This window comes from Marinobacter sp. UBA2688 (assembly GCF_002352785.1).
Classification (GTDB): domain Bacteria; phylum Pseudomonadota; class Gammaproteobacteria; order Pseudomonadales; family Oleiphilaceae; genus Marinobacter; species Marinobacter salarius.
In genome coordinates this window covers 189,519-212,821 of record NZ_DELU01000027.1, presented here as the reverse complement: position 1 = coordinate 212,821, position 23,303 = coordinate 189,519, and the positions used below count along the sequence as shown (strand labels likewise).

Below are 23,303 nucleotides of genomic sequence, written 5' to 3'. Positions count from 1 at the left end.
GTATATGCCCGCTACTCAACAGTCACACTTTTCGCCAGGTTGCGTGGCTGATCCACATCGGTACCTTTCAGTACGGCGACGTGATAAGAAAGCAACTGCAATGGCACGGTGTAGACGATCGGAGACGTGATCGGGTGTACCGACGGCAGCGGCATTACGTGGATACCCTCCTGTGGCCGCACGTCCGCTGCCTGGTCGGCAAATACAAACAACTCGCCACCGCGGGCGCGAACTTCTTCCAGGTTGGACTTCAGCTTTTCCAGCAACTCGTTGTTGGGGGCCACGGTGACCACCGGCATCTCCCCGTCTACCAGAGCAAGGGGGCCATGCTTGAGCTCGCCGGCCGGATAGGCTTCGGCATGGATGTAGGAAATTTCCTTGAGCTTCAGTGCACCTTCCAGAGCCACCGGGAACATGGCGCCACGACCCAGGAACAGACTGTGGTTCTTGTCCATGAACGACTTCGACATTTCGGCGATATCGCCATCCAGTGCCAGTACCTGATCCACCTGGCTGGGTAGTAGGCGAATCGCCTCAACAATTTCTGCTTCGCGCGACTCTTCCAGGCCGTTGTGGCGAGCCAGCGCCAGGGTGAAGATCAACAGCGCGGTCAACTGGGTGGTAAACGCCTTGGTGGACGCAACCCCGATTTCCGGGCCGGCCTGGGTCATGATCACCAGGTCAGATTCCCGCACCAGGGAGCTGCCGGGCACGTTGCAAATGGCCATGGCGGCGCGGAAACCGGCCTTTTTCGCCTGGCGCAGGGCAGCCAGAGTGTCGGCGGTTTCGCCGGACTGGGAGATACACAGGAACAGGGTGTCCGGCTGAATCACATGCTTGCGGTAGCGAAACTCGGAGGCCACTTCCACGGAACAGGGCACGCCCGCCAGGTCCTCTATCCAGTAGCGTGCCACCATGCCGGCATGGTAACTGGTGCCACAGGCGATGATCTGAACATGGCGAACGTCTTCCAGCAGGTTGCCAGCCTGGGTACCCAGTGCCTGTTCCAGCACACGGGTGTTGGTAACCCGGCCTTCCGTTGTGGCGCGGATGACCCTCGGCTGCTCATGGATTTCCTTGAGCATGAAGTGGCGATACTCGCCTTTTTCGGCGGCGTCCTGGCTGTGTTCAAAACGGTTAACCGCGCGTTCCACCAGCTGCTTGTTACGATCATGAATCTCAATGTGATCACGACGGATATCGGCGATATCCCCTTCTTCGAGGAACATGAAACGGTCGGTGACAGGCAGTAACGCGAGCTGGTCGGAAGCGATGAAATTCTCGCCTATGCCGACACCTACCACCAACGGACTGCCTTCACGGCACACCACCATATGGTCTGGCTCGTCGGCATGAATCACTGCCAGCGCAAAGGCACCGCGCAAACGTTCAATGGCGGTGCTCACGGCCTCGTAAAGGCTGTTGCTGAGACGGAACTGCTTTTCGATAAGGTGCGCAACGACTTCGGTGTCCGTCTGGGAGGTGAACTCAAACCCCTCGGCTTTCAGTTCTTCCCGTAGCTCCTGGTAGTTCTCGATAATGCCGTTGTGGACAATGGCCAGGCGGTCACCGGACATATGCGGGTGGGCATTGATCTGGGACGGTTCACCGTGGGTTGCCCAGCGGGTATGGGCAATGCCGGCGGCTCCCTCAAGCCCGTTTCCAGTGATGGCATCGGCCAGGGCCGCAACCTTACCCACTTCGCGGGCCCGGTTGATGGCTTGTTTGCCGTCAATTACGGCCATGCCGGCGGAGTCGTAGCCCCGATATTCCAGACGGCGCAGGCCTTCGAGAAGAATTCCCTGAACATCCCTTTCTGATACCGCACCTACAATGCCACACATGTCGCTCTCACCTGTCCGTTGTAAATCGTTTAAATCACTTTTTCGTCGGCCGTTCCCAGCCGGAGATATTGCGCTGGCGAGCTCGTGCGACCGCCAGCTCACTCTCCGCTACATCACGGGTGATGGTAGAGCCCGCACCGATGGTGGACCCAGAGGCAACGCTGACCGGTGCCACCAGTGAAGTGTTGGACCCGACAAACACGTCATCACCAATAACGGTTCTGGACTTGTTCACCCCATCATAATTACAGGTGATGGTTCCTGCACCCACATTTACGTTACGGCCAAGTGAGGTATCGCCAACGTAACTGAGGTGGTTGATCTTGCTACCCTCGCCGACATCGGCTTTCTTGGTTTCGACAAAGTTGCCCACCTTGGTCCTGGCCGCCAGCCGGGTACCCGGCCGGAGACGTGCAAACGGCCCGATACTGGCGCCTGCACCCACATCCGCACCCTCGATCACTGAGTGCGCTTCAATTTTCGCACCAGCCGCAATCTGGCTGTCCCGTATCACACAACCGGGCCCGACGCTGACGCCGTCTGCCAGGGACACCTTGCCTTCAAACACCACGTTAACATCGATCAGGACATCCTGGCCCACCGACAATTCACCACGCACGTCAATACGGGCAGGGTCGGCCAGGGTGGCGCCCTCAGTCATCAAACGGTCCGCTTCCTGACGCTGCACCCAGCGCTCAAGTTCGGCAAGTTGAAGACGGTTGTTAACGCCCTGGACTTCGTATTCGCTGGCAGGCTGGGCAACGGCGATTTCCACACCGCGATCAGCCGCCATGGCAATGATGTCGGTCAGGTAGTACTCACCCTGAGCATTACGATTGGAGAGCTGCGGCAACCAGTCCTTCAAGTGGCGTGACGAGACCGCCAGGATGCCGGTATTTACCTCCCGGATTTGTTTCTGGGCGTCAGTGGCATCCTTCTGTTCCACGATCGCACGCACCTTGCCACTGTCATCCCGCAGGATACGCCCGTAACCATCCGGCGTTTCCAGGTTCACGGTCAACAACGCGAGTGAACGATCACTTACTTGAGAGACCAGGTTCTGGAGCGTTTCAACGTTGGTTAGCGGTACGTCGCCATAGAGAATCAACACCCGAGCCTCATCCGGCAGAGCCGGCAAGGCCTGAGCAACCGCGTGGCCAGTGCCCAGTTGCTGTTCCTGCAGTGCCCAGATGAGATCTTCGGCGGGGGTAATCTGCCGAACCTGCTCCGCACCATGTCCAATGACGCCATGGATACCGGAGGCGCCCAATTGGCGGGCGGTATCAATAACGTGATGGAGCATGGGCTTGCCAGCCACCCGGTGGAGAACTTTCGGCAGCGACGATTTCATTCTTGAACCCTGGCCGGCGGCCAGAATCACAACGTGAAGGGGAGTCATACGATTACCACGCTCCGGATCGGTAGCCAGTTTCAATGCCTGAATACAAAAAAACCGCACCCTTGGTTGCCTGACAACGTTTCGCTGTTCTCAGGCGACTCAGGATGCGGTTTCGGTGATCGGCAGTCCCGAACAGAAATGCTTAACGCATCTTGTTGCGCAGCTGCTGGATGGTGCGAAGCTGGGCAACAGCTTCGGCCAACTCGGCAGCGGCACGGGAATACTCGAACTCACCCGTTTGGTTGGCGAGTGCCTTCTCAGCCTCACGCTGAGCTTCGATCGCCGCTGCTTCGTCCACATCCTTGGCACGGACAGCTGTGTCCGCGAGCAGCGTTACCAGATTCGGCTGAACTTCCAGATAACCACCAGACACGTAGAGGATCTCCTCCTCTCCGCCCTGCTTGATTATACGGATAGGACCCGGCTTAAGCTGGGTCAGCAGCGGCGTATGACCCGGGGCAATACCCAGGTCACCTTCAGAGCCCGCTGCGATCAGCATTTCAACCAATCCGGAATAGATCTTTGTTTCGGCACTTACCACGTCACAATGCACGGTCATACCCATGTTGTTGCCTCTCTGATCGATCCGGAAACAAGCGCTTTAGGCTCAGATTACTTCTTCGCCTTGCTCTTCATTTCCTTCGCTTTCTCGACCGCTTCCTCAATGGTACCAACCATGTAGAACGCCTGCTCAGGCATATCATCATAGTCACCGTTGAGAATGCCCTTAAAGCTGCTGATGGTTTCCTTCAGGGAAACGTACTTACCGGGGGAACCGGTGAAGACTTCAGCAACATGGAACGGCTGGGACAGAAAACGCTCGATCTTACGGGCACGGGCAACGGTCAGCTTGTCTTCTTCTGACAGCTCGTCCATACCCAGGATGGCGATGATGTCTTTCAGCTCCTTGTAGCGCTGCAGATTGGTCTGCACGCCACGAGCCACTTCGTAGTGCTCGTCACCGATGACCAGTGGATCCAGCTGGCGAGAGGTGGAGTCAAGCGGATCGATCGCCGGGTAGATACCCTTGGAGGCGATGTCACGGCTCAGTACCACGGTCGCGTCAAGGTGGGAGAAGGTGGTCGCCGGGGACGGGTCAGTCAAGTCATCCGCCGGTACGTAGACCGCCTGGATAGACGTGATGGAACCGGTCTTGGTCGACGTGATCCGCTCCTGCAGCTCACCCATCTCCTGGGCCAAAGTCGGCTGGTAACCTACCGCGGACGGCATACGGCCGAGCAGGGCTGATACTTCGGTACCCGCCAGGGTGTAACGGTAGATGTTGTCGACGAACAGCAGTACGTCACGACCTTCATCACGAAACTTCTCAGCCATGGTGAGACCGGTCAGGGCCACACGCAGACGGTTTCCGGGAGGCTCGTTCATCTGGCCGTAGACCATCGCTACTTTATCAAGGACGTTGGAGTCCTTCATTTCGTAGTAGAAGTCGTTACCTTCACGAGTCCGCTCACCAACACCGGCGAATACGGAGAGACCGGAGTGCTCTTTCGCGATGTTGTTGATCAGCTCCATCATGTTGACGGTCTTACCAACACCAGCACCACCGAACAGGCCAACCTTACCACCCTTGGCGAACGGGCAGATCAGGTCGATAACCTTGATGCCGGTTTCCAGCAGGTCGGCAGATGCAGACTGATCTGCATAGCCCGGTGCCTTGCGGTGAATTGCCCAGCGCTCGTCTTCGCCGATCTCGCCCTGTTCGTCGATCGGACGACCCAGAACATCCATGATACGGCCCAGAGTCTGGGTGCCAACCGGTACCGAAATGGCCTTACCGGTGTTGTCTGCTTTCAGGCCTCGCTTGAGACCCTCGGTGCTGCCCATGGCGATGGTACGAACAATGCCGTCGCCCAGCTGCTGCTGGACTTCCAGAGTTGTTTCGCCACCTTCAAGCAGCAGTGCGTCATATACGTTGGGTACGGAGTCACGTGGGAATTCCACGTCGATAACCGCGCCAATGATCTGAACGATGTGTCCGCTACTCATGCTCGGTTCCTCGTTATCTAGATAGTCAATAAAACCAGTTGGATTGTTGGCGGATCAGACCGAAGCCGCGCCGCTGACAATCTCCGAAATCTCTTGGGTGATGGCTGCCTGACGCGCCTTGTTGTACGCCAACTGAAGCTCGTCGATGATGCCACCGGCGTTATCAGTTGCGCTCTTCATGGCGATCATACGGGCGGCCTGTTCACATGCCAGATTTTCTACCACACCCTGGTACACCTGGGATTCAATGTAACGTGGCAGAAGGCCATCGAGGATCTGCCTGGCATCGGGCTCGTAGAGATAATCCCACTGGTTCTTGATCTCTTCCTCGTCTTCCCCCGGAGGCAGCGGCAGAATCTGCTCCACCTGCGGGGTCTGGGTCATGGTGTTCTCGAACTCGTTGCTGACCAGGTAAAGACGGTCGATCTTGCCTTCCGAGAACGCGTCCAGCATGACTTTGACGTTGCCGATGAGTTTGTCAGAGCTCGGGCTGTCCCCCAGATGGGTCAGCGCCGCAACGACGTTACCGCCGTAGCTCCTGAAGAAAGAAGCACCTTTCTGCCCGATGGCGCACAGATCAGCCTCTACCCCTTTCTCCTTCCACGCTCGCATGTCACGGACAAGCGCTTTGAACAGGTTGATGTTCAGACCACCGCACAGGCCTCGATCCGTAGACACCACCACATAGCCCACGCGCTTTACTTCACGCTCGACCATGAACGGGTGCTTGTACTGGACGTTCGCCTTGGCAATGTGCCCAATAACCTGACGCATCTTTTCCGCATAAGGGCGTGTCGCCTTCATGCGTTCCTGAGCCTTACGCATCTTGCTCGCCGCGACCATTTCCATGGCGCTGGTGATCTTCTGCGTGCTCTTGATGCTGGATATCTGGTTACGTATTTCTTTTCCGACGGCCATAACTCACTGCCTTCTCAAGTTAGACACTCATTGCTCTAAAATCGGCCTGCAACACGTTGCAGGCCCATTCGTTACCAGCTCTGAGTGGTCTTGAATTTCTCAAGTGCAGCTTTCAGGCTCGCGGCGATTTCATCGTTGTAATCGCCTTTCTCGTTGATCTTGTCGAGAAGTTCTTTCTGCTCGGACCGCATCCAGTCCAGCATCAGTGCTTCGAACTTCACTACATTGTCGACATCAACGTCGTCCAGGAAGCCTTCGTTGGCTGCGAACAGAACCGTACCCATTTCAGCCACGGACATCGGGCTGTACTGGTTCTGCTTCATCAGTTCGGTTACCCGCTGACCGTGTTCAAGCTGCTTACGGGTCGCTTCGTCAAGATCGGAAGCGAACTGTGCGAAAGCGGCCAGTTCACGATACTGGGCCAGCGCCAGACGGATGTTACCGCCAAGCTTCTTCATGATCTTGGTCTGGGCTGAACCACCCACCCGCGATACCGAGACACCCGCGTTCATCGCCGGACGAATACCGGAGTTGAACAGGTTGGTCTCCAGGAAGATCTGGCCGTCGGTGATCGAGATCACGTTGGTCGGTACGAACGCGGAAACGTCGCCGGCCTGGGTCTCGATGATCGGCAGAGCCGTCAGGGAACCGGTCTGGCCCTTCACTTCGCCGTTGGTCAGTTTTTCAACTTCCTCGGCGTTGATCCGGGACGCACGCTCCAGCAGACGGGAGTGCAGGTAGAAAACGTCACCCGGGTATGCTTCACGGCCCGGCGGACGACGCAGCAGCAGGGAGATCTGGCGATAGGCCACAGCCTGCTTGGACAGATCATCATAGATGATCAGGGCGTCTTCACCGCGGTCACGGAAGTATTCACCCATGGACGTGCCGGAGTAGGGTGCCAGGAACTGCATCGCTGCAGGATCGGCGGCGCCGGCGGCAACTACGATGGTGTGATCCATAGCGCCATGCTCTTCCAGCTTGCGCACAACCGCGGCAATGGAAGACTGCTTCTGGCCAACTGCCACGTAGATACACTTGATGCCGGAATCTTTCTGGTTAATGATCGCGTCGATGGCGACGGCGGTCTTACCGATCTGGCGGTCACCGATGATCAGCTCACGCTGGCCACGACCGATTGGCACCATGGTGTCAATGGCTTTCAGACCGGTCTGGACCGGCTCATCAACGGATTGACGAGCGATAACACCGGGAGCCACTTTCTCGACCGGTGAGGTCAGATCGGTGCCCAGTTCGCCTTTGCCATCGACGGGATTACCCAAGCCATCAACCACACGGCCCATCAGTTCCGGACCCACCGGTACTTCCAGGATGCGGCCGGTGCAACGAACCTTCTGGCCTTCCGCCAGGTCTTCGTAGTCACCCAGTACAACCGCGCCCACGGAGTCACGCTCCAGGTTCAGGGCCATACCGAATATGCCGTTGGCAAATTCAATCATCTCACCGTACATAACGTCGGCGAGACCGTGGATCAGTACGATACCGTCAGAAACGGAGAGGATCGTACCTTCGTTCTTTGCATCGGAAGAAATATCGAGCTTTTCGATTCTCTTCTTGATGATGTCACTGATCTCGGATGGATTCAGTTGCTGCATGCCTTTATCCTCAAACCTTGTGCTGAAATCAGGAGCCCAGAGCGTCGGCCAGTTTGGTCAGCTTTCCGCGTACAGATGCGTCAATCACCATGTCGCCGGTGCGTACAATCACACCACCGATCAAAGACTTGTCCATTGACGCTGCGAGTGACACTTGGCGCTCGAGTTTGGTCGACAGTGCCTGGGCGAGCTTCTGCTGTTGTTCGTCCGTCAGCTCATATGCCGAGGTGACTTCAATATCAACAGTACGCTCAAAGTCAGCCCGGTACGTGTTGAAGAGCGCTGCAATTTCGGGCAGAAGACTCAACCGGCGATTGGCCGCCAGAATCATTAAGAAATTGCGAACCGACTCTGTGACGTTGTCTCCAACGCACTCCAGAATCATGTCTGCCTTCTTCTGCTCTTCGGTGCCTGGACTGGCGAGAAGCTGTCGAATGTCTTCGTTGGCTGTAATCTGCCCGGCAACGGTTAGCACTTCAGACCATTCAGCCAGTTGCTTCTGGTCCTGAGCGGCCGAAAATGCTGCCTTTGCGTAGGGGCGGGCCAGCGTTCTCAGTTGTGCCATGATGAACCTCGTCGTTTAGAGTTCTGCTGCCAGCTTGTCCAGCATCTCACTGTGCTTGTTGGCATCGACAGAGGTTTCCAGGATCTTCTCAGCACCAGCAACCGCGATGGCGGCGATTTCCGCACGCAACGCGTCACGAGCCTGATTGCGCTCCTGCTCAATTTCGGCCTTGGCCTGCTCAATCAGCTTCTGGCCTTCCTTGCGGGCATCGTCTTTCGATGCTTCCACAATCTGGGCCGCACGCTTGTTGGCCTGTTCGATCAGGCCAGCCGCTTGCTGCTTGGCTTCACGCAGTTCCTGAGCTGACTTTTCCTGAGCCAGTTCCAGATCGCGCGCAGCGCGGTCTGAGGCAGCCAGTCCGTCAGCGATCTTCTTTTGACGCTCCTGCAGTGCGGCCATAATCGGCGGCCACACATATTTCATGCAGAACACGACAAAGATAAAGAACGCGATGGCTTGACCAATCATCGTCAAATTAATGTTCACGTCTTCACCTCTCGCCTGTTGTGTAAAGAATCATCAGACCGGGAAGTTCCCCGGCGGCGACTCGATTAACCGGCGATCTGGCCGACAAACGGGTTGGCGAAAGTGAAGAACAGAGCGATACCAACACCGATCATGGTTACGGCGTCCAGCAGGCCTGCAACGATGAACATTTTAACCTGCAGCATCGGGGTCATTTCCGGCTGACGCGCGGCGCCTTCCAGGAATTTGCCACCGAGGATACCAAAGCCGATAGCAGTACCCAGGGCACCCAGGCCGATCAGCAGTGCAACGGCAATCGCGGTCATTCCAACTACAGTTTCCATGATAACTCCCAGTTTTCAGTTAGGTTTTCAGTTTAAGGGTTTCGGTTTTCAAACTACGGTTTAATGGTTCCGATCAATGACTGTCTTCATGAGCCATGCTCAGGTAAACAATCGTCAGCATCATAAAGATGAACGCCTGCAGCGTGATGATCAGAATGTGGAAAATGGCCCAGGGTACCGACAGCGCCCACTGTGCCCAGAATGGCAGCAGGGCGATCAGGATAAAGATCAGCTCACCGGCGTAGAGGTTACCGAACAGACGCAGTGCCAGTGAAATGGGCTTGGCCAGCAGGCTCACGCCTTCCAGCAGCAGGTTGACCGGTACCAGCAGTACTTTGAGAAAGAAGTTGTCGGAAGAGAACGGGTGCAGGGTCAGCTCGCCGACAAAACCACCAACACCTTTGACCTTGATGCTGTAGTAGATAATCAGGAAGAACACGGAGAGCGACATGCCCAGTGTGACGTTAACGTCCGTGGTCGGCACCACCTTCATGTATTCCAGACCCATCATGTGGAACAGCTGGGGCAGGAAGTCTACCGGCACCAGATCCATCAGGTTCATCAGGAAGACCCAGCAGAAGATGGTCAGCGACAGGGGTGCAATCACCTTGTTTCGGCCGTGGAAGGTCTCCTTCACGCTGGTATCAACAAACTCGATCAGGATTTCAACGAAGTTCTGAAGGCCGCTGGGCTGACCAGAGGTAGCACGCTTGGCCGCCATGCGAAACAGGATCAGGAACAGGGCGCCCAGTGCAACAGCCCATCCAAGAGAATCCACGTGAACGGCCCAGAATCCCATATCGGAGGCTTCCCGGGCATTATGGGCCATGGTCCAGCCCGCTTCTGACATCACCGAACCGTCCGCACGCTCGTAACCGGCCGGAAGTTTACCGTAGGTGAGGTTCTGGAGGTGGTGCTGGATATACTCTGATGCGCTGCCTGCCATAACGTTCTCTCAGGTCCTGTTAGCTTCGCTGCGTTCTGCGGCCCGCTAGGAGCGGAGTCAACCAATTGGTGACCAACATGATCGCAAATGATAAAAAAAGTGCCGCTATATCAAGCGACGGAATCCATTTGAACACCATCGTAAACAGGATGGCGCACAGGATGAGCTTGCCGGCCTCACCCTGGTAAAAAGAACTCATGATCTGCCTGGCAGACCGCGCGCCGGAGTAGCGGAAAGCCTTGAAGGCAAAATAACCGTGGGGCAGAAGAAAAATAAGCCCCCCAAACAGTGCTGAATAACCGGCCACCTGGCTTTTAAAGAGGAATGCCAGACTGACGACGACCAATACCACACTTTCTATTACAAACCATCGTGCGATGGGCGGACGCTGTATGCCACCCTGTTCAGCCTTCGTCATGGTATTTCCCGGTTGCCACACCGCTTTGGTTCGGTGCCGTTTATTAATTAGACAATCGCACCGATACAAGCGCCGCAGATTATATGTGTTCAATCTACACGAATCAACAAAACCGGAACGGTCGCTCCGCCCCGAAACACGCAGAAAAACTGGCGTTGGGGGGCATGAGGGACACAAATAGACACCAACATGAAGGGGCAGCACTATATGTAGTGGTACCTAGTCAAAACTGACCTTTGGTACCCCGCCGTTGGTCGCAGAGTGCCAACACTAAATTGTTAACAGTGGCGCTATGGAAATCCTGCCAGGGACGTTACTTGATATGGCCCAGAATGCCATCCAGTTCGTCGAGGGAGGTGTATTCGATCACCAGCTTGCCCTTGCCGCGCTGGCCATGGTCAATCGACACCCGGGCACCGAGTCGCTCGGCCAGGTCGTCCTGCAGGGCACGGATGTTCGGATCCACTTCACCCTTGGCTTTCTTGCGGTTCGGCGATTCCTGTTGCACCCGGCGAACCAGGGCTTCCGTCTGCCGCACTGACAGGGATTTCGCGACCACCTGTCGCGCCACCTGCATCTGCTGCTCGGGTTGAAGCGTAAGCATGGCCCGACCATGACCCATTTCCAGATCACCGTGCTCCAGCATGACACGAACGTCTTCCGACAGGCTGATCAGCCGCAGCAGGTTGGTGATGGTGGTACGGGACTTACCCACCGCTTCCGCGACCTGAGCCTGGGTCAGGCCGAACTCATCCTGCAGGCGTTGTAGCGCAAAGGCTTCTTCGATGGGATTGAGGTTCTCGCGCTGGATATTCTCAATCAGCGCCATGGCGATAGCGGCATCATCCGGCACGTCGCGGATAATGGCGGGAATGCGGTCGAGCTCGGCCATCTGGGTGGCTCGCCAGCGGCGCTCGCCGGCGATCAGCTCAAAGCGGCCTTCGGCAATCGGACGCACCACCACGGGCTGCATCACGCCCTGCTGGCGAATGGAGTCAGCCAGTTCCTGCAGGGCCGCCGGATCCATGTCACGGCGAGGCTGGAACCGGCCACGCTGGATCAGGTCGATCGGAACTTCCCGGAGCTCACCATCGTGATCCTTCAGTTCCTGGTCCAGGTTGACCCTGGAGCCCTGCAACAGAGCGCCCAGTCCGCGCTCACCCAGTCCTCGTTTCTTCGCCGCCATGGTGTTTGTCATTCTTCCCGATGAAATATCTGTGTGCAAAGGAGAGGTAGTTTACACGGCAACAGCCGCGGATGTCTTTTGCGATCCATGCCGGCGTACCATCTCACCAGCCAGGGCCAGATAGGCCACCGCGCCCTTGGACGCGCGGTCGTATTTCAGGGCCGGCATACCATAGCTGGGGGCCTCCGCCAGCCTCACGTTGCGGGGGATCACCGCGCGGTAGACCTTGTCACCGAAAAACTCGTTGAGCTGACTGGACACATCCAGAGTCAGGCTGTTGCGGGGGTCATACATGGTGCGCAGGATGCCTTCCACCTGCAGATCCGGGTTGACGGTCTCCTGAATCTGCTCAACCGTGTTCATCAAGGCCGCCAGACCTTCCAGGGCATAGTATTCGCACTGCATGGGAATCAGCACCGTATCCGCCGCTGACAGCGCATTGACGGTCAGCAGGCTGAGGGACGGCGGGCAGTCGATCAGGATGTAGTCGTAGTTCTCCCGAACCTTGTTCAGGGCCAGGCGCAGACGATGCTCGCGGCCGATTTCGTTCATCAGCTCCACTTCGGCGGCGGTCAGGTCGCCGTTAGCCGGCAATATGTCAAACCCAGAGACTTCGGCCCGGAAAATCACCTCGGCTGCCGTTGCCCGTTTGGTGAGCATGTCGTAGCCGGAGAGCTCCAGGGCATTCTTATCCACACCACTGCCCATGGTGGCGTTGCCCTGGGGGTCCATATCCACCAGTAACACGCGGCGCTTGGTTGCGGCCAATGACGCAGCCAGGTTGACGCAGGTGGTGGTTTTACCCACACCGCCTTTTTGATTGGTCACTGCAATCACACGCGCCATGACTCGCCTCCTGTCGTGAAATTCTGATGGCTGGAATCCCGACCGATCACCAGCAGGTGCCGGTCGCCGTCCGAGCCAGGTACCGATAATGACTGTCGGGATGTTACCTGCCAACCCACTGGCAGGGCAGCCACCTCATCATCCGGAAACTGGCCTTTCATGGCAAGGAACTCGCCCTCATCCGCAAGCAGATGCCCGCACCAGTTGACGAGGTTATCCAGTGCCGTAAACGCTCGACTGCTGATCTGCTGGTATCGGATCGCGGGATCACAGCTTTCAGCCCGGCCGTGAATGATCTCCACATTCTTCAGGCCGAGTTCCAGCACACACTGGGTCAGGAAGCGGGTTTTCTTGCTGTTGCTGTCCAGTAGGGTAAAACGCCTTTCGGGCAACGTGATTGCGAGGGGGATGCCAGGCAACCCTCCTCCGGCGCCAACATCCAGCAGATGGTCCGCGGTAACAAATGGCAGGATACTGAGGCTGTCCAACAACTGGCGCGACACCATCTGTCGTGGCTCCCGTACAGCCGTCAGGTTATAGGCCCGGTTCCACTTATTCAGCAGGGCCAGAAACGCCAGCAACTGTTGCTGGCTGGCGCTGTCCAGTTCCAGGTTGAGGTCAGCCAGGCCCTGGGTGAGCTGGCGTTGCCAGAGTGCGTCGCTCATGGGCGCACTCAGGCGGATTGCTTGCGCAGCAGGTCGCGCTTCTTGAGATGCACCAGCACCTGGGAAATGGCGGCCGGGGTCACGCCCTGGATGCGTGAGGCCTGGGCCACGGTTTCCGGCCGTACTTCCTTGAGCTTCTGCTTGATCTCATTGGACAGGCCACCAATGGCATCAAAATCAATATCATCCGGTAAACGGGTATTTTCATTCCGGCGCAGACGCTCGATTTCGTCCGCCTGGCGGGAGATATAACCCTCATACTTGATCTCGATTTCCACCTGATCCGCCACCGCCGGGTCGTCTGCTTGGCCTTCGGCCATGTCAGCAATGTGGCGATAGTTGATTTCCGGGCGCCGCAGCAGCTCTGCGAGTGTCTGGTCTCGGTTCATGGGCTGACGCAGGTGGCTGTTGGCGGCGTCGCCGCCAGATGTTCCCGGATGAATGCGCGTGGTTTCCAGGCGCTGACGTTCTGCGGCGATGGCTTCGCGCTTGCTGTTAAAGGCCTGCCAACGCTGGTCATCCACCAACCCGAGCTTGTGGCCGGTTTCCGTCAGGCGAAGGTCGGCGTTGTCCTCCCGCAGGATCAGCCGGTATTCAGCACGGCTGGTAAACATACGGTACGGCTCGGAGGTACCCATGGTGATCAGGTCGTCCACCAGAACGCCGAGGTAGGCTTCGTCACGGCGGGGGTACCATTCGTCCTTGTCCTGAGCACGCAATGCCGCGTTGATACCTGCGAGAAGGCCCTGGGCACCGGCTTCTTCATAACCGGTAGTGCCATTGATCTGGCCCGCAAAGTACAGGCCCTGGATGAACTTGGTTTCCAGCGTGTGGCGCAGATCCTGTGGGTTCAGGAAGTCGTACTCGATGGCGTAGCCAGGCCGCGTAATGTGGGCATTCTCGAAGCCGGGAATGGTGCGCACAGCCGCCAACTGAATATCGAACGGCAGACTGGTGGAGATACCATTGGGGTACAGCTCATTCGTCGTCAGCCCTTCCGGCTCCACGAAAATCTGGTGCGAGTCCTTGTCGGCAAACCGGTTGACCTTGTCCTCGATGGACGGGCAATAGCGAGGCCCGATGCCTTCGATGTTACCGGCAAACATGGGCGACCGGTCAAAGCCACTGCGAATGATGTCGTGGGTTTGTTCGGTGGTGCGGGTAACGTAGCAACAGACCTGTTCAGGATGCTGGTTGCGGGAACCCAGGAAGGACATCACCGGCGCCGGGTCATCACCCCATTGCTCCTGCATCACGGAGAAATCCACGCTGCGGGCATCGATACGGGGTGGGGTGCCGGTTTTCAAGCGCCCGACGTTGAACGGCAGTTCCCGCAGACGCTGTGCCAGCGCATTGGCCGGTGCGTCACCGGCACGGCCACCGGAATGCTGCTGCATGCCGATGTGGATAACACCGCCAAGGAAGGTTCCGGTGGTCAGCACCACCGTGGGCGCGCGAAAACGGATGCCCGACTGGGTCACCACGCCGGTGATGCGCTCACCATCCACAATCAGGTCGTCAGCAGCCTGCTGGAACAGCGTCAGGTTGGGCTGGTTCTCGAGGATTTCGCGGATCGCCGCCTTGTACAGCACCCGGTCTGCCTGGGCGCGGGTGGCTCGTACTGCCGGTCCCTTGCGCGAGTTGAGCACGCGGAACTGGATGCCCGCCTTGTCAGTCGCCATCGCCATGGCGCCGCCGAGAGCATCGATTTCCTTGACCAGATGACTCTTGCCGATGCCGCCAATGGCGGGGTTGCAGGACATCTGACCCAGGGTCTCGATGTTGTGGGTCAGCAGCAGGGTCTGGGAGCCCATGCGTGCAGCCGCCAGAGCGGCTTCAGTGCCGGCATGGCCACCACCAATGACTATGACATCGAAACGGGTCGGATAATCCACAACATCACCTCGGCAAACGGGGACTCAGAAAAATTCTCGGTATCAGGAAACTGCCTGAAAATCAGGGCGGGGAGTATAACGTCTCACCCGGTAAATTGCAGTCAGAATGTGCAAATTTTAACCAGACAGGCGGGTTATCGAAAGACCCCGAGCGCTACCTACCCGATACACGCGGTTTCACGCAGGGTTTCACGAATAGTGGATAACCGAAATCTGACAGATATCAGCGGCTTGTAGACACCTTCTCAGAAAACTTTTCAAGAAAGTTATCCACATATCAGATGTGCCCTATAACGCCTTATTATTCAGCCTAACTATTTGTTTTAAATAACTTATTTTTGTTCTAACCAAAGCTTATCCGAAGGTTATCCAATAAATTATCCACAGCTTGGTGCTGCCTGCGGTCGTCAGAACTGATCCATCTCTTTCGATTGCGGGGCGGCCGTCATGCCGCGACCACCAGGAGACTGGCTGGCCTGTTGTTCAAGCTCCAGTGCAATCGCGTTGGTGGATTTGGCAAACCGTGCCAACAGGTTGTACAGCACCGGAATAATAAAAAGGGTCAGGGTGGTGGCGAACACCAGCCCGCCGAGGATCACGATACCGATCGACGCCCGGCTTTCCGCCCCCGCGCCCGTTGCGAGCACCAAAGGCACGGCACCGAAGACCGTGGATATGGTGGTCATCAACACCGGCCGGAAGCGCAGGCTGGCACCTTCCAAAATCGCGTCCCTCACTTCATAGCCCTTATCCCGGAGCTGGTTGGCAAACTCGACAATCAATATGCCGTTCTTCGCCATCAACCCCAGCAACATGATGATGCCGATCTGGCTGTAGATATTCAGGCTGATGCCGGCCCACCACAGGCCCAGCAGGGCTCCGGTAACCGCCAATGGGACCGACAGCATGATGATCAGCGGGTGAATCCAGCTTTCGAACTGGGCAGCCAGCACCAGGAAGACAATCACGAATGCCAGGCCAAAAGTGACGTAGATCGCCGACGACGATTCCTGGAATTCCCGCGATAGCCCTTTGTAGCTTACCCTCGCCTCCGGCGGCAGGTTATCCACAGCCAGGTTGTTCAGATACGTCAGTGCCGCCCCAAGATCATAGCCATCGGCCAGGGAGGCACTGATGACAACCGCCGGCAAGCGGTCGATGCGTCTCAGGTCGGGATTGGCGCCGATCTCCTCCACCGACACCAGCGCCTGGAGAGGGATCAGGGTGCCTCCCTCACGGGGGCGCAGGAAAATCTGCCCCAGGTCCGACGGCGTTGCCCGGTCAGCGTCCGCGGCCTGGAGGATGACATCGTATTCGCGTCCGCGGTCCAGGTAGGTGGTGACTTGCCGTGATGCCAGCATGGTCTGCAGTGTCAGGCCCACATCTTCGATGGTGACATCCAGGTCCGCGGCGCGCTCCCGGTCGATGGACACACGCAGTTCGGGGCGGGTCAGTTCGAAATCAGTGTCCAGATTCAGCAGGTTCGGGTTGTCCTTCGCCCGCTCGACGATTTCCTCGCTCCAGGCCTGCACACTTTCGTAATCCGGCCCGGCCACTACGAATTCCACTGGTTGATCAAAGCCGCGCTGCCCAAGCCCCGGTGGGTTCACCGCAATCGCGCGAATACCTGTGACCTGGCTAAGCTTGCCTCGCAGCTCGCTGGTGATCTGCTGTTGTTTGATCTCACGGTCTTCCCAGGGCACCAGGCCCATGATCATGAACGCGTTGTCCTCTTCGTCGCGGAAGCCCACGATCGACAACAACCGATTGGAGACACCGTCTTCCAGATAGGGCAACAGTTCCTGCTCCGCCTGACGCACGTAATGATCGGTGAACTCGACCGTCGAGCCCCGGGGGGCACTGGTCGGCATGATGATCACGCCCCGGTCTTCCGTAGGCGCCAACTCCTGCGGCAATCTTGGAAAAATCGCTGTGGCAACGATAAGCCCGACAAGCCCAAGTCCCAGCAACAATCCGGGCTGGTTGAGGGCGAATCGGAGCATGCGTTCGTAACCATGGGTCAGGCCATTGAGCACTTTTTCACTGGCCGCCCACAAGCGATGTCCTTCCGCCGATTCCGGGCTGTGTCGCAACCATTTTGAACACAGCATGGGCGCCAGGGTGAGCGCCACCAGGCTGGACACCACCACCGCCGCCGCCAGGGTGAAGCCAAACTCGGCAAACAGTCGCCCGATGTTGCCGCCCATAAACGAAATCGGCACAAACACCGCCACCAGGGTGAGCGTGGTGGCAATAACGGCAAAGGCCACCTGCTTGGCGCCGCGATAGGACGCCAGCAGTGGCGGTTCGCCCTCATCGATCCGGCGCTGGATGTTTTCCAGCATGACGATGGCGTCGTCCACCACCAGACCAATGGCCAGAATGACTGCAAGCAGGGTCAGTACGTTGATGGAGAAACCGAGGAAGCCCAGCCCGATAAAGGCGCCGATAACCGCCACCGGGATGGTCACCGCCGGTATCAAGGTAGCCCGCCAGGACCGCAGGAACAGGAAGATCACCAGAATGACCAGGGACACCGCAATGGCGAGCGTAAACACCACTTCCTTGATCGACGCGCGGATGAATATCGACTCGTCGTAGCTTTCGGCAATAGTCACTTCCGGGGGCAGGGTCTCGCGTATCTTCTCCAGCTCCGCACGCACGGCATCGGACACCGCCACCGTGTTGGCCTTGGATTGACGAATGATGCCCATGCCGATTGCAGTCTTGCCGTTGGCCCGCAGTCGGCTGACATCGGACTCAACCCCCATCTGGACATTGGCCACCTCGCCGAGGCGCAGAAGATCATTGCCGTCGCGACGAATCACCAGATCACGGAACTGCTCCACATTGGTGAGCCGGCCTTCCGCACGCACCGTGAAGTTACGGGTGGAAGAGTCCACCGAGCCGGCGGGCAGTTCAACGTTATTGGCCCTCAGTGAGCGCTCGACTTCGGCCACGGTGATATCCCGCGCGGCCAACCGTTCACGGTCCAGCCAGACCCGGATGGCGTAGCGCCGCTCACCACCAATGCGTACGTCGGCAACGCCATCCAGCACGGACAGTCGGTCGGCAAGCACCCGTTCGGCAAAATCGCTCAATTCCGCACTGTCCCAGATGTCACTGCGCAAGGTCACCCACATCATCGGGCGGGCGTCCGAGTCGGCCTTCTGGACGACCGGCGCCTCAGCCTCTTCGGGCAGCTGATCGGCAATGCGGGACACGGCATCGCGCACATCGTTGGCGGCGATGTCGACGTTGCGGGAAATGGTAAATTCGATACTGGTTCGGGATTCGCCCTGTTCGGTGGAGGACTCAATGGAGCGAATACCTTCAATCCCGCTGATAGCCCCTTCAACCACCTGAGTGATCTGGGTGTCCACCACTTCGGCGGCGGCGCCGATGTAATCCGTGGAAATGGACACCACGGGTGGGTCAATGTCCGGATACTCCCGCACAGGAAGCCCCAGCAACGCCGCCAACCCGAAAACTACAATAAGAAGACTGAGAACCGTCGCAAAGACAGGGCGTTTGATGGAGACATCAGACAGGATCACGGTTCAGGACTCCAGGGAGTTGGCAAAGCGGTTGTCGGGAATCACGTTTTCCCCTTCCACCACACTGATCCTGTCGCCACTGCTCAATCTGTCCTGGCCGGTTACAATCACCTGCTCGTCCAGCGACAGTCCGTCAACGATTTCCACCAGGCCAGGCATCCGGGACCCCAGGGTCACCGAAACCCGTCGGGCGATACCGTCTTCGGCCACGAACACATACTTCTCGTCACCGCGAATCATTACTGCCTGCTCGGGAATGACCAGGGATTCCCGTTCGCGGAGTGTCAGCGTGGCCAACATGAACTGCCCAGGCCGGAGCTTGCCATCGGGATTGTCGATCAGCGCCCTGACCGGCAGTGTTCGGCTCAGTTCATCAATTCGCGTGCCCAACTCCACCAGTTCACCGCCAAAGGTTTCCCCGGTATAGGCCGGCGACGTGCCCCGCACGGTCTGGCCAGTGTGAATCTGGCCGAGGAAACGCTCGGGGATTGCGAACCCCAGTTCCATCCTGGTGGTGGAATCCAGGGTGGCCACCGACGTGCCTGCACCGAGATAAGTTCCCAGGCTGATATCGGAAAGGCCAATAACCCCGGCAAACGGCGCTTCAATACGGTGGTTGTCGAGGCGGGTGCGGGCCGCCTCGCGCTGAGCTTCCGCCACATCGACAGCGGTGCGCAATTCATCCACCTGGGACTGGGATATGCTGTTGTTGGCCTGGAGTTTCCGGGCGCGATCGTACTGGCGACGGGCGTCGGAGAGGGTGGCTTCCGCCACCTGCAGATCGGCGCTGGCCTGACGATCATCGAGCCGCAGCAACAGGTCACCGGACTGGACCCGCTTTCCCGCATCGAGGTTCATTTCAACGACACGACCGCTGACTTCGGTGGTCAGTTCCACCTGATCCCGGGCCCGAAGGCTACCCACCGCCCTGACGGTGTCACTGACCAGCTCCATTTCGGGGGTGACCGTATTCACCTTGCTGGCAGGGCGTTCCCGCTGGGCGTCCGCCGCCTGCTCCCCGGTCAGATGCTGCCAGGAGAATGCCCCCCCGGCGGCCAAAGCCACGAGTACCAGAGCGATCAACCATTGCTTAACCATAATTGCATTATCCGTCTGCTTGATTGTGCCCCAACAACCGGCTGAAGGTTCGACATGGGCTATCGTTTGCTGATCACCAGCACGATCTCCCCGACTTCTATCCCCCATTTCGTCATGGTGGTCTGGTTAATCAGGGTGTCCGGTGTAATCAGGTACATCCAGTCATCCATGCGGACATCAATGGTGCCGTCGCCATAGGACACCCGCAGGACATAATTCATATTAATGGCATTGCCTTGCCAACGCATGGTGCCCGGCTCCACCACATCACCGGCATCGGCGTGCAATGCACCGTTGTCGGGTGTCAGCGTCCATACCCGGGTCTGGACTTCGCCGTCGTCGAAGCGGAACTCCTCATTCAGAGTGCCGATGCCGGTGCTGTCCCAACTGGCGGAAATGTCCGCATCGAAAGTGCGAATCACTTCGCCCGAGAAATCCTTGACCACACCCCGGGCAGAAAGTTCGCCGGTAAAAAATTCCTGGGGCGTCAACACCGGCCCGCGGTCACTGTAATCCTCAAGCGACGGCCCGGCACAGCCCGCAAGCAACACTGTCGCCAACAATAACCAGAGACAGCGGGGCAGACCAGTGATCCTGTTGGTCCCAATCGATATTTGCATGATATTTACACTCCCCTGGCGATTCAGAACGGATGGTCGGTCCTTCAAATACGCCTATAGCGTTGTTATCGATCATTAGGCAACGTCGACATCCATGCTCGCGTCATTTCAGCCAATTGTCCTTTCTGACAGGGGGCATGGCGGTTTCCGTCAATGGCAGGTCGCCGGCAATGCCGTAAAACATCGGGCAATGGAAACAGAACCACAGAGGTATTTGCTATGCCGGTGTACAAGGCACCCCTACGCGACATGAAGTTCCTGCTCAACGAGGTTTTCGACTACCCGGGGCACTACACACGATTGAAAACCGGTGAGAACGCCACTCCTGATATCGTCGATGCGATACTCAACGAATGCGGCAAATTCTGCGAAGAAGTCTTGAGCCCGCTCTACCAGAGCGGCGACGAGGAAGGCTGCAAACTGGATAACGGCGAAGTCATCACCCCCAAAGGCTATCGTGAAGCCTATCAACAGTACGCGCAGGGCGGATGGCAGGGCCTGTCTGCACCGGAGGAGTACGGCGGGCAGGGACTGCCGGCCTCCATGGGCCTGTTCAAGCAGGAGATGATGGGTACCGCCAACTGGTCCTTCTCCATGTACCCGGGCCTGTCGATGGGCGCCATGAATACCATTTTTCTTCACGGTAGCGAAGACCAGAAACAAACCTACCTGGTGCCGCTGACCGAAGGCCGCTGGGGTGGCACCATGTGCCTGACCGAACCCCAGTGCGGGACCGATCTGGGACAGGTGAAAACCAAAGCGGCCCCTCAGGAAGACGGCAGCTTCAAGCTCTCCGGTACCAAGATCTTCATTTCCTCCGGTGACCATGATCTGACCGAGAACATCGTTCACATTGTGCTCGCCCGTTTGCCGGATGCCCCGAAAGGCACCCGGGGCATCAGTCTGTTCATCGTGCCCAAGTTCCTGCCCGACGGGAACGGTGGCGTTGGCGAAGCCAATGGCGTGACCTGTGGCAGCCTGGAAAAGAAAATGGGGATCAAGGCCTCAGCCACCTGCGTGATGAACTTCGACGATGCCACCGGTTTCCTGATCGGCCCGGAGAACGAAGGGTTGAACTGCATGTTCACCTTCATGAACACCGCGCGGATCGGCACTGCCATCCAGGGTGTCGGCCCGGCGGAACTGTCCTACCAGTGGGCGCTGGATTACGCCAGGGAACGCCGCTCCATGCGCGCCCTGTCGGGTAAGAAAGAACCCGACCAGGTGGCCGACAGCCTGATTCACCATGCCGATGTCCGCCGCATGTTGCTGACCCAGAAAGCCATCGCCGAGGGCGGGCGTGCCATGCTGTACTACGCCGCACGGCTGGCCGATCACATGGTGGAAGGCCACACCGCTGGTGATGAGAAGAAAGCGGATGCTTACGATGACAGGCTGGGCTTTCTGACCCCCATTCTGAAAGGCTTCCTGACCGAGCTGGGCAACGAAGCCGCCAATCTGGGGGTACAGGTGTTCGGCGGCCACGGCTATATCCGCGAGCACGGCATGGAGCAGATTGTCCGCGACACCCGCATTGCCACGCTCTATGAAGGGACCACCGGTATCCAGGCGCTGGACCTGCTGGGCCGCAAGGTGCTGCTGATGACTCAGGGCGGGGCGGTCAGGGAGTTCACCCTCAAGGTCGCCAATTTTGCCCGCAAGACCCTGACCGACAAACGGGTACGGCCTTTCTCGGTGGAGTTGCTCAAACTGACAGCGCAATGGAATGTGCTTACGGTGCGGCTGATGCTGGCCGCCCGCAAGGACCGCGATGTGGTGAGTTCCGCTGCCAACGACTTCCTGATGTACAGCGGTTACGTGACCATGGCCTACATGTGGGCAAGGATGGCGGCGGTCGCTTCAGAGAAACTGGACAAGAGTGGTGACGACTCGGAAGATTTCTACCATGCCAAGCTGGCCACGGCAGAGTTCTACTATGAACGCCTGCTGCCCCGGGCGCAGGCTCACGCCACCTGCATGTTGAGCCCGACAAGAAGCCTGATGCAACTGGCGCCCGAGCACATGGCCTTCACCGACTGAAGCGAGTACGGCCTGTAGTACGAACTTACAGGCCGTACTTGGTTTCGATGGCCTCAAACATGCCGGTTTCATGAACCTTTCGAAGCCCGGCGTTAAGCTTTTCGACCGTGGCGTCCGGCGTATCCAGGTTGATCGCCAGGAAAAGCTCGGTGTCGTTAAACGAGTAGACCGGATCCAGCCCCTCAACGTTCTGCTGGGACGCAAAATAAGGGCCGGCCAGGCGGTCTGCGATCCACAGGTCAATCTGGCCGAGCTCCAGGCGTTTCGGGTTGAGGTCATCGCTGTCCAGAGTGGACACCTCGTAGCCGCGCTCGAGCAGGTATTCGGTCATTACGTCATTGCGATAGCCGCCAAAACGCAGCCCCCTGGCGTCCTCAAGGTTATCAATCTGCAGGTTTGTACCCGCCGGCGCGAAAATGGTCCAAAGGTTCCGGGTCAGCGGGCCAACCCATTTGAAACGCGGCGCGCGGGACTCCGTGTAGGTGGTGCAGAAAATACCGTGGTTACGCTTGCTGAGTGCCCGGTTGTAACCGTAATCCCAATTGCGCAGCTTGATCACGTAATCCAGATCGGTGTTGTTCAGGATGGCCTTGACCATTTCCGTGCACAGACCATCAATGTTGGTGCCGTTATGCTCGAACGCCCGGCCGGTAGCGCTCATGTTGTACGGGGGGAAGTTTTCGGTATACAGATACAGCTTGTCTGAAGCCTGGGCGCTGGAAACACCCGTCATCAAGACGAGGGCAGCGAGTAAGAACACTGGCAGGTTCCGCACGGTTTATCTCCTTGATATGCGTGGTCGCCATGAGCTGATGTCACGGTCTGTCATTCTCTGTGTCGCCGGAGTCTACCCCAGGTTTTCACGGTATTTGAC

General features: G+C 58.0%; 20 protein-coding genes. 1 reads left to right on the top strand and 19 read right to left on the bottom strand.

What is annotated here, in order from left to right; translation table 11 throughout:
* Positions 1 to 11 precede the first annotated feature (11 nt).
* The 18 genes from glmS to B3M52_RS18680 all read right to left on the bottom strand — a co-directional run bounded on the left by glmS (position 12) and on the right by B3M52_RS18680 (position 20,389).
* A complete protein-coding gene (gene glmS, locus B3M52_RS18765; RefSeq protein WP_036211699.1) occupies positions 12 to 1,844 on the bottom strand; it encodes a glutamine--fructose-6-phosphate transaminase (isomerizing) in 1,833 nt (610 codons plus the stop codon).
* Positions 1,845 to 1,878: 34 nt separating this feature from the next.
* On the bottom strand, positions 1,879 to 3,243 hold the full coding sequence (glmU, locus tag B3M52_RS18760; RefSeq protein ID WP_075196412.1) for a bifunctional UDP-N-acetylglucosamine diphosphorylase/glucosamine-1-phosphate N-acetyltransferase GlmU: 1,365 nt from the start codon (positions 3,241 to 3,243) through the stop codon (positions 1,879 to 1,881).
* 142 nt (positions 3,244 to 3,385) lie between these two features.
* Complete coding sequence (locus B3M52_RS18755) at positions 3,386 to 3,808, bottom strand: F0F1 ATP synthase subunit epsilon (protein WP_007153013.1); 423 nt, start codon at positions 3,806 to 3,808, stop codon at positions 3,386 to 3,388.
* Positions 3,809 to 3,855: 47 nt separating this feature from the next.
* Positions 3,856 to 5,250 (bottom strand): F0F1 ATP synthase subunit beta, encoded by a 1,395-nt coding sequence (atpD, locus tag B3M52_RS18750; RefSeq protein WP_036211702.1) that lies wholly within the window; start codon positions 5,248 to 5,250, stop codon positions 3,856 to 3,858.
* Between the two features lie 54 nt (positions 5,251 to 5,304).
* Positions 5,305 to 6,168, bottom strand: coding sequence for a F0F1 ATP synthase subunit gamma (gene atpG / locus B3M52_RS18745; protein WP_036211705.1), 864 nt, complete (start codon positions 6,166 to 6,168; stop codon positions 5,305 to 5,307).
* 71 nt (positions 6,169 to 6,239) lie between these two features.
* The gene (gene atpA / locus B3M52_RS18740) at positions 6,240 to 7,784 is read right to left on the bottom strand and encodes a F0F1 ATP synthase subunit alpha (RefSeq protein WP_036211708.1); all 1,545 of its coding nucleotides are present in this window, start codon (positions 7,782 to 7,784) and stop codon (positions 6,240 to 6,242) included.
* A gap of 28 nt (positions 7,785 to 7,812) precedes the next feature.
* Positions 7,813 to 8,349 carry a F0F1 ATP synthase subunit delta gene (locus B3M52_RS18735; RefSeq protein ID WP_007153009.1) on the bottom strand — a complete coding sequence of 179 codons (537 nt, stop codon included), beginning with the start codon at positions 8,347 to 8,349 and terminating at the stop codon, positions 7,813 to 7,815.
* A gap of 15 nt (positions 8,350 to 8,364) precedes the next feature.
* Positions 8,365 to 8,835, bottom strand: coding sequence for a F0F1 ATP synthase subunit B (locus tag B3M52_RS18730; RefSeq protein ID WP_036211711.1), 471 nt, complete (start codon positions 8,833 to 8,835; stop codon positions 8,365 to 8,367).
* Between the two features lie 65 nt (positions 8,836 to 8,900).
* The gene (atpE, locus tag B3M52_RS18725; protein ID WP_012138088.1) at positions 8,901 to 9,158 is read right to left on the bottom strand and encodes a F0F1 ATP synthase subunit C; all 258 of its coding nucleotides are present in this window, start codon (positions 9,156 to 9,158) and stop codon (positions 8,901 to 8,903) included.
* Between the two features lie 73 nt (positions 9,159 to 9,231).
* A complete protein-coding gene (gene atpB, locus B3M52_RS18720; protein ID WP_036211714.1) occupies positions 9,232 to 10,104 on the bottom strand; it encodes a F0F1 ATP synthase subunit A in 873 nt (290 codons plus the stop codon).
* 19 nt (positions 10,105 to 10,123) lie between these two features.
* Positions 10,124 to 10,522 carry a F0F1 ATP synthase subunit I gene (locus tag B3M52_RS18715; RefSeq protein ID WP_036211717.1) on the bottom strand — a complete coding sequence of 133 codons (399 nt, stop codon included), beginning with the start codon at positions 10,520 to 10,522 and terminating at the stop codon, positions 10,124 to 10,126.
* A gap of 313 nt (positions 10,523 to 10,835) precedes the next feature.
* A complete protein-coding gene (locus tag B3M52_RS18710) occupies positions 10,836 to 11,708 on the bottom strand; it encodes a ParB/RepB/Spo0J family partition protein (protein WP_036212072.1) in 873 nt (290 codons plus the stop codon).
* 51 nt (positions 11,709 to 11,759) lie between these two features.
* Complete coding sequence (locus tag B3M52_RS18705; RefSeq protein WP_036211720.1) at positions 11,760 to 12,554, bottom strand: ParA family protein; 795 nt, start codon at positions 12,552 to 12,554, stop codon at positions 11,760 to 11,762.
* Positions 12,542 to 13,219 (bottom strand): 16S rRNA (guanine(527)-N(7))-methyltransferase RsmG, encoded by a 678-nt coding sequence (gene rsmG, locus B3M52_RS18700; protein WP_036211723.1) that lies wholly within the window; start codon positions 13,217 to 13,219, stop codon positions 12,542 to 12,544. Before rsmG ends, B3M52_RS18705 begins: the two co-directional genes overlap by 13 nt.
* Positions 13,220 to 13,227: 8 nt before the next feature.
* Complete coding sequence (gene mnmG / locus B3M52_RS18695) at positions 13,228 to 15,114, bottom strand: tRNA uridine-5-carboxymethylaminomethyl(34) synthesis enzyme MnmG (RefSeq protein ID WP_041332705.1); 1,887 nt, start codon at positions 15,112 to 15,114, stop codon at positions 13,228 to 13,230.
* Between the two features lie 407 nt (positions 15,115 to 15,521).
* Positions 15,522 to 18,671, bottom strand: coding sequence for an efflux RND transporter permease subunit (locus B3M52_RS18690; protein WP_075196411.1), 3,150 nt, complete (start codon positions 18,669 to 18,671; stop codon positions 15,522 to 15,524).
* 3 nt (positions 18,672 to 18,674) lie between these two features.
* Positions 18,675 to 19,769, bottom strand: coding sequence for an efflux RND transporter periplasmic adaptor subunit (locus tag B3M52_RS18685; protein WP_075196410.1), 1,095 nt, complete (start codon positions 19,767 to 19,769; stop codon positions 18,675 to 18,677).
* 59 nt (positions 19,770 to 19,828) lie between these two features.
* Positions 19,829 to 20,389: a DUF3833 domain-containing protein gene (locus B3M52_RS18680; protein WP_075196409.1), complete on the bottom strand. Its 561-nt coding sequence runs from the start codon at positions 20,387 to 20,389 to the stop codon at positions 19,829 to 19,831.
* Between the two features lie 219 nt (positions 20,390 to 20,608).
* On the opposite strand from B3M52_RS18680, the gene B3M52_RS18675 reads away from it, so the two are divergent.
* Complete coding sequence (locus B3M52_RS18675; RefSeq protein ID WP_075196408.1) at positions 20,609 to 22,429, top strand: acyl-CoA dehydrogenase C-terminal domain-containing protein; 1,821 nt, start codon at positions 20,609 to 20,611, stop codon at positions 22,427 to 22,429.
* 25 nt (positions 22,430 to 22,454) lie between these two features.
* Here the strand turns inward: B3M52_RS18675 and B3M52_RS18670 are convergent, their stop codons facing one another.
* Positions 22,455 to 23,204 (bottom strand): substrate-binding periplasmic protein, encoded by a 750-nt coding sequence (locus B3M52_RS18670; RefSeq protein WP_036211737.1) that lies wholly within the window; start codon positions 23,202 to 23,204, stop codon positions 22,455 to 22,457.
* Positions 23,205 to 23,303 lie beyond the last annotated feature (99 nt).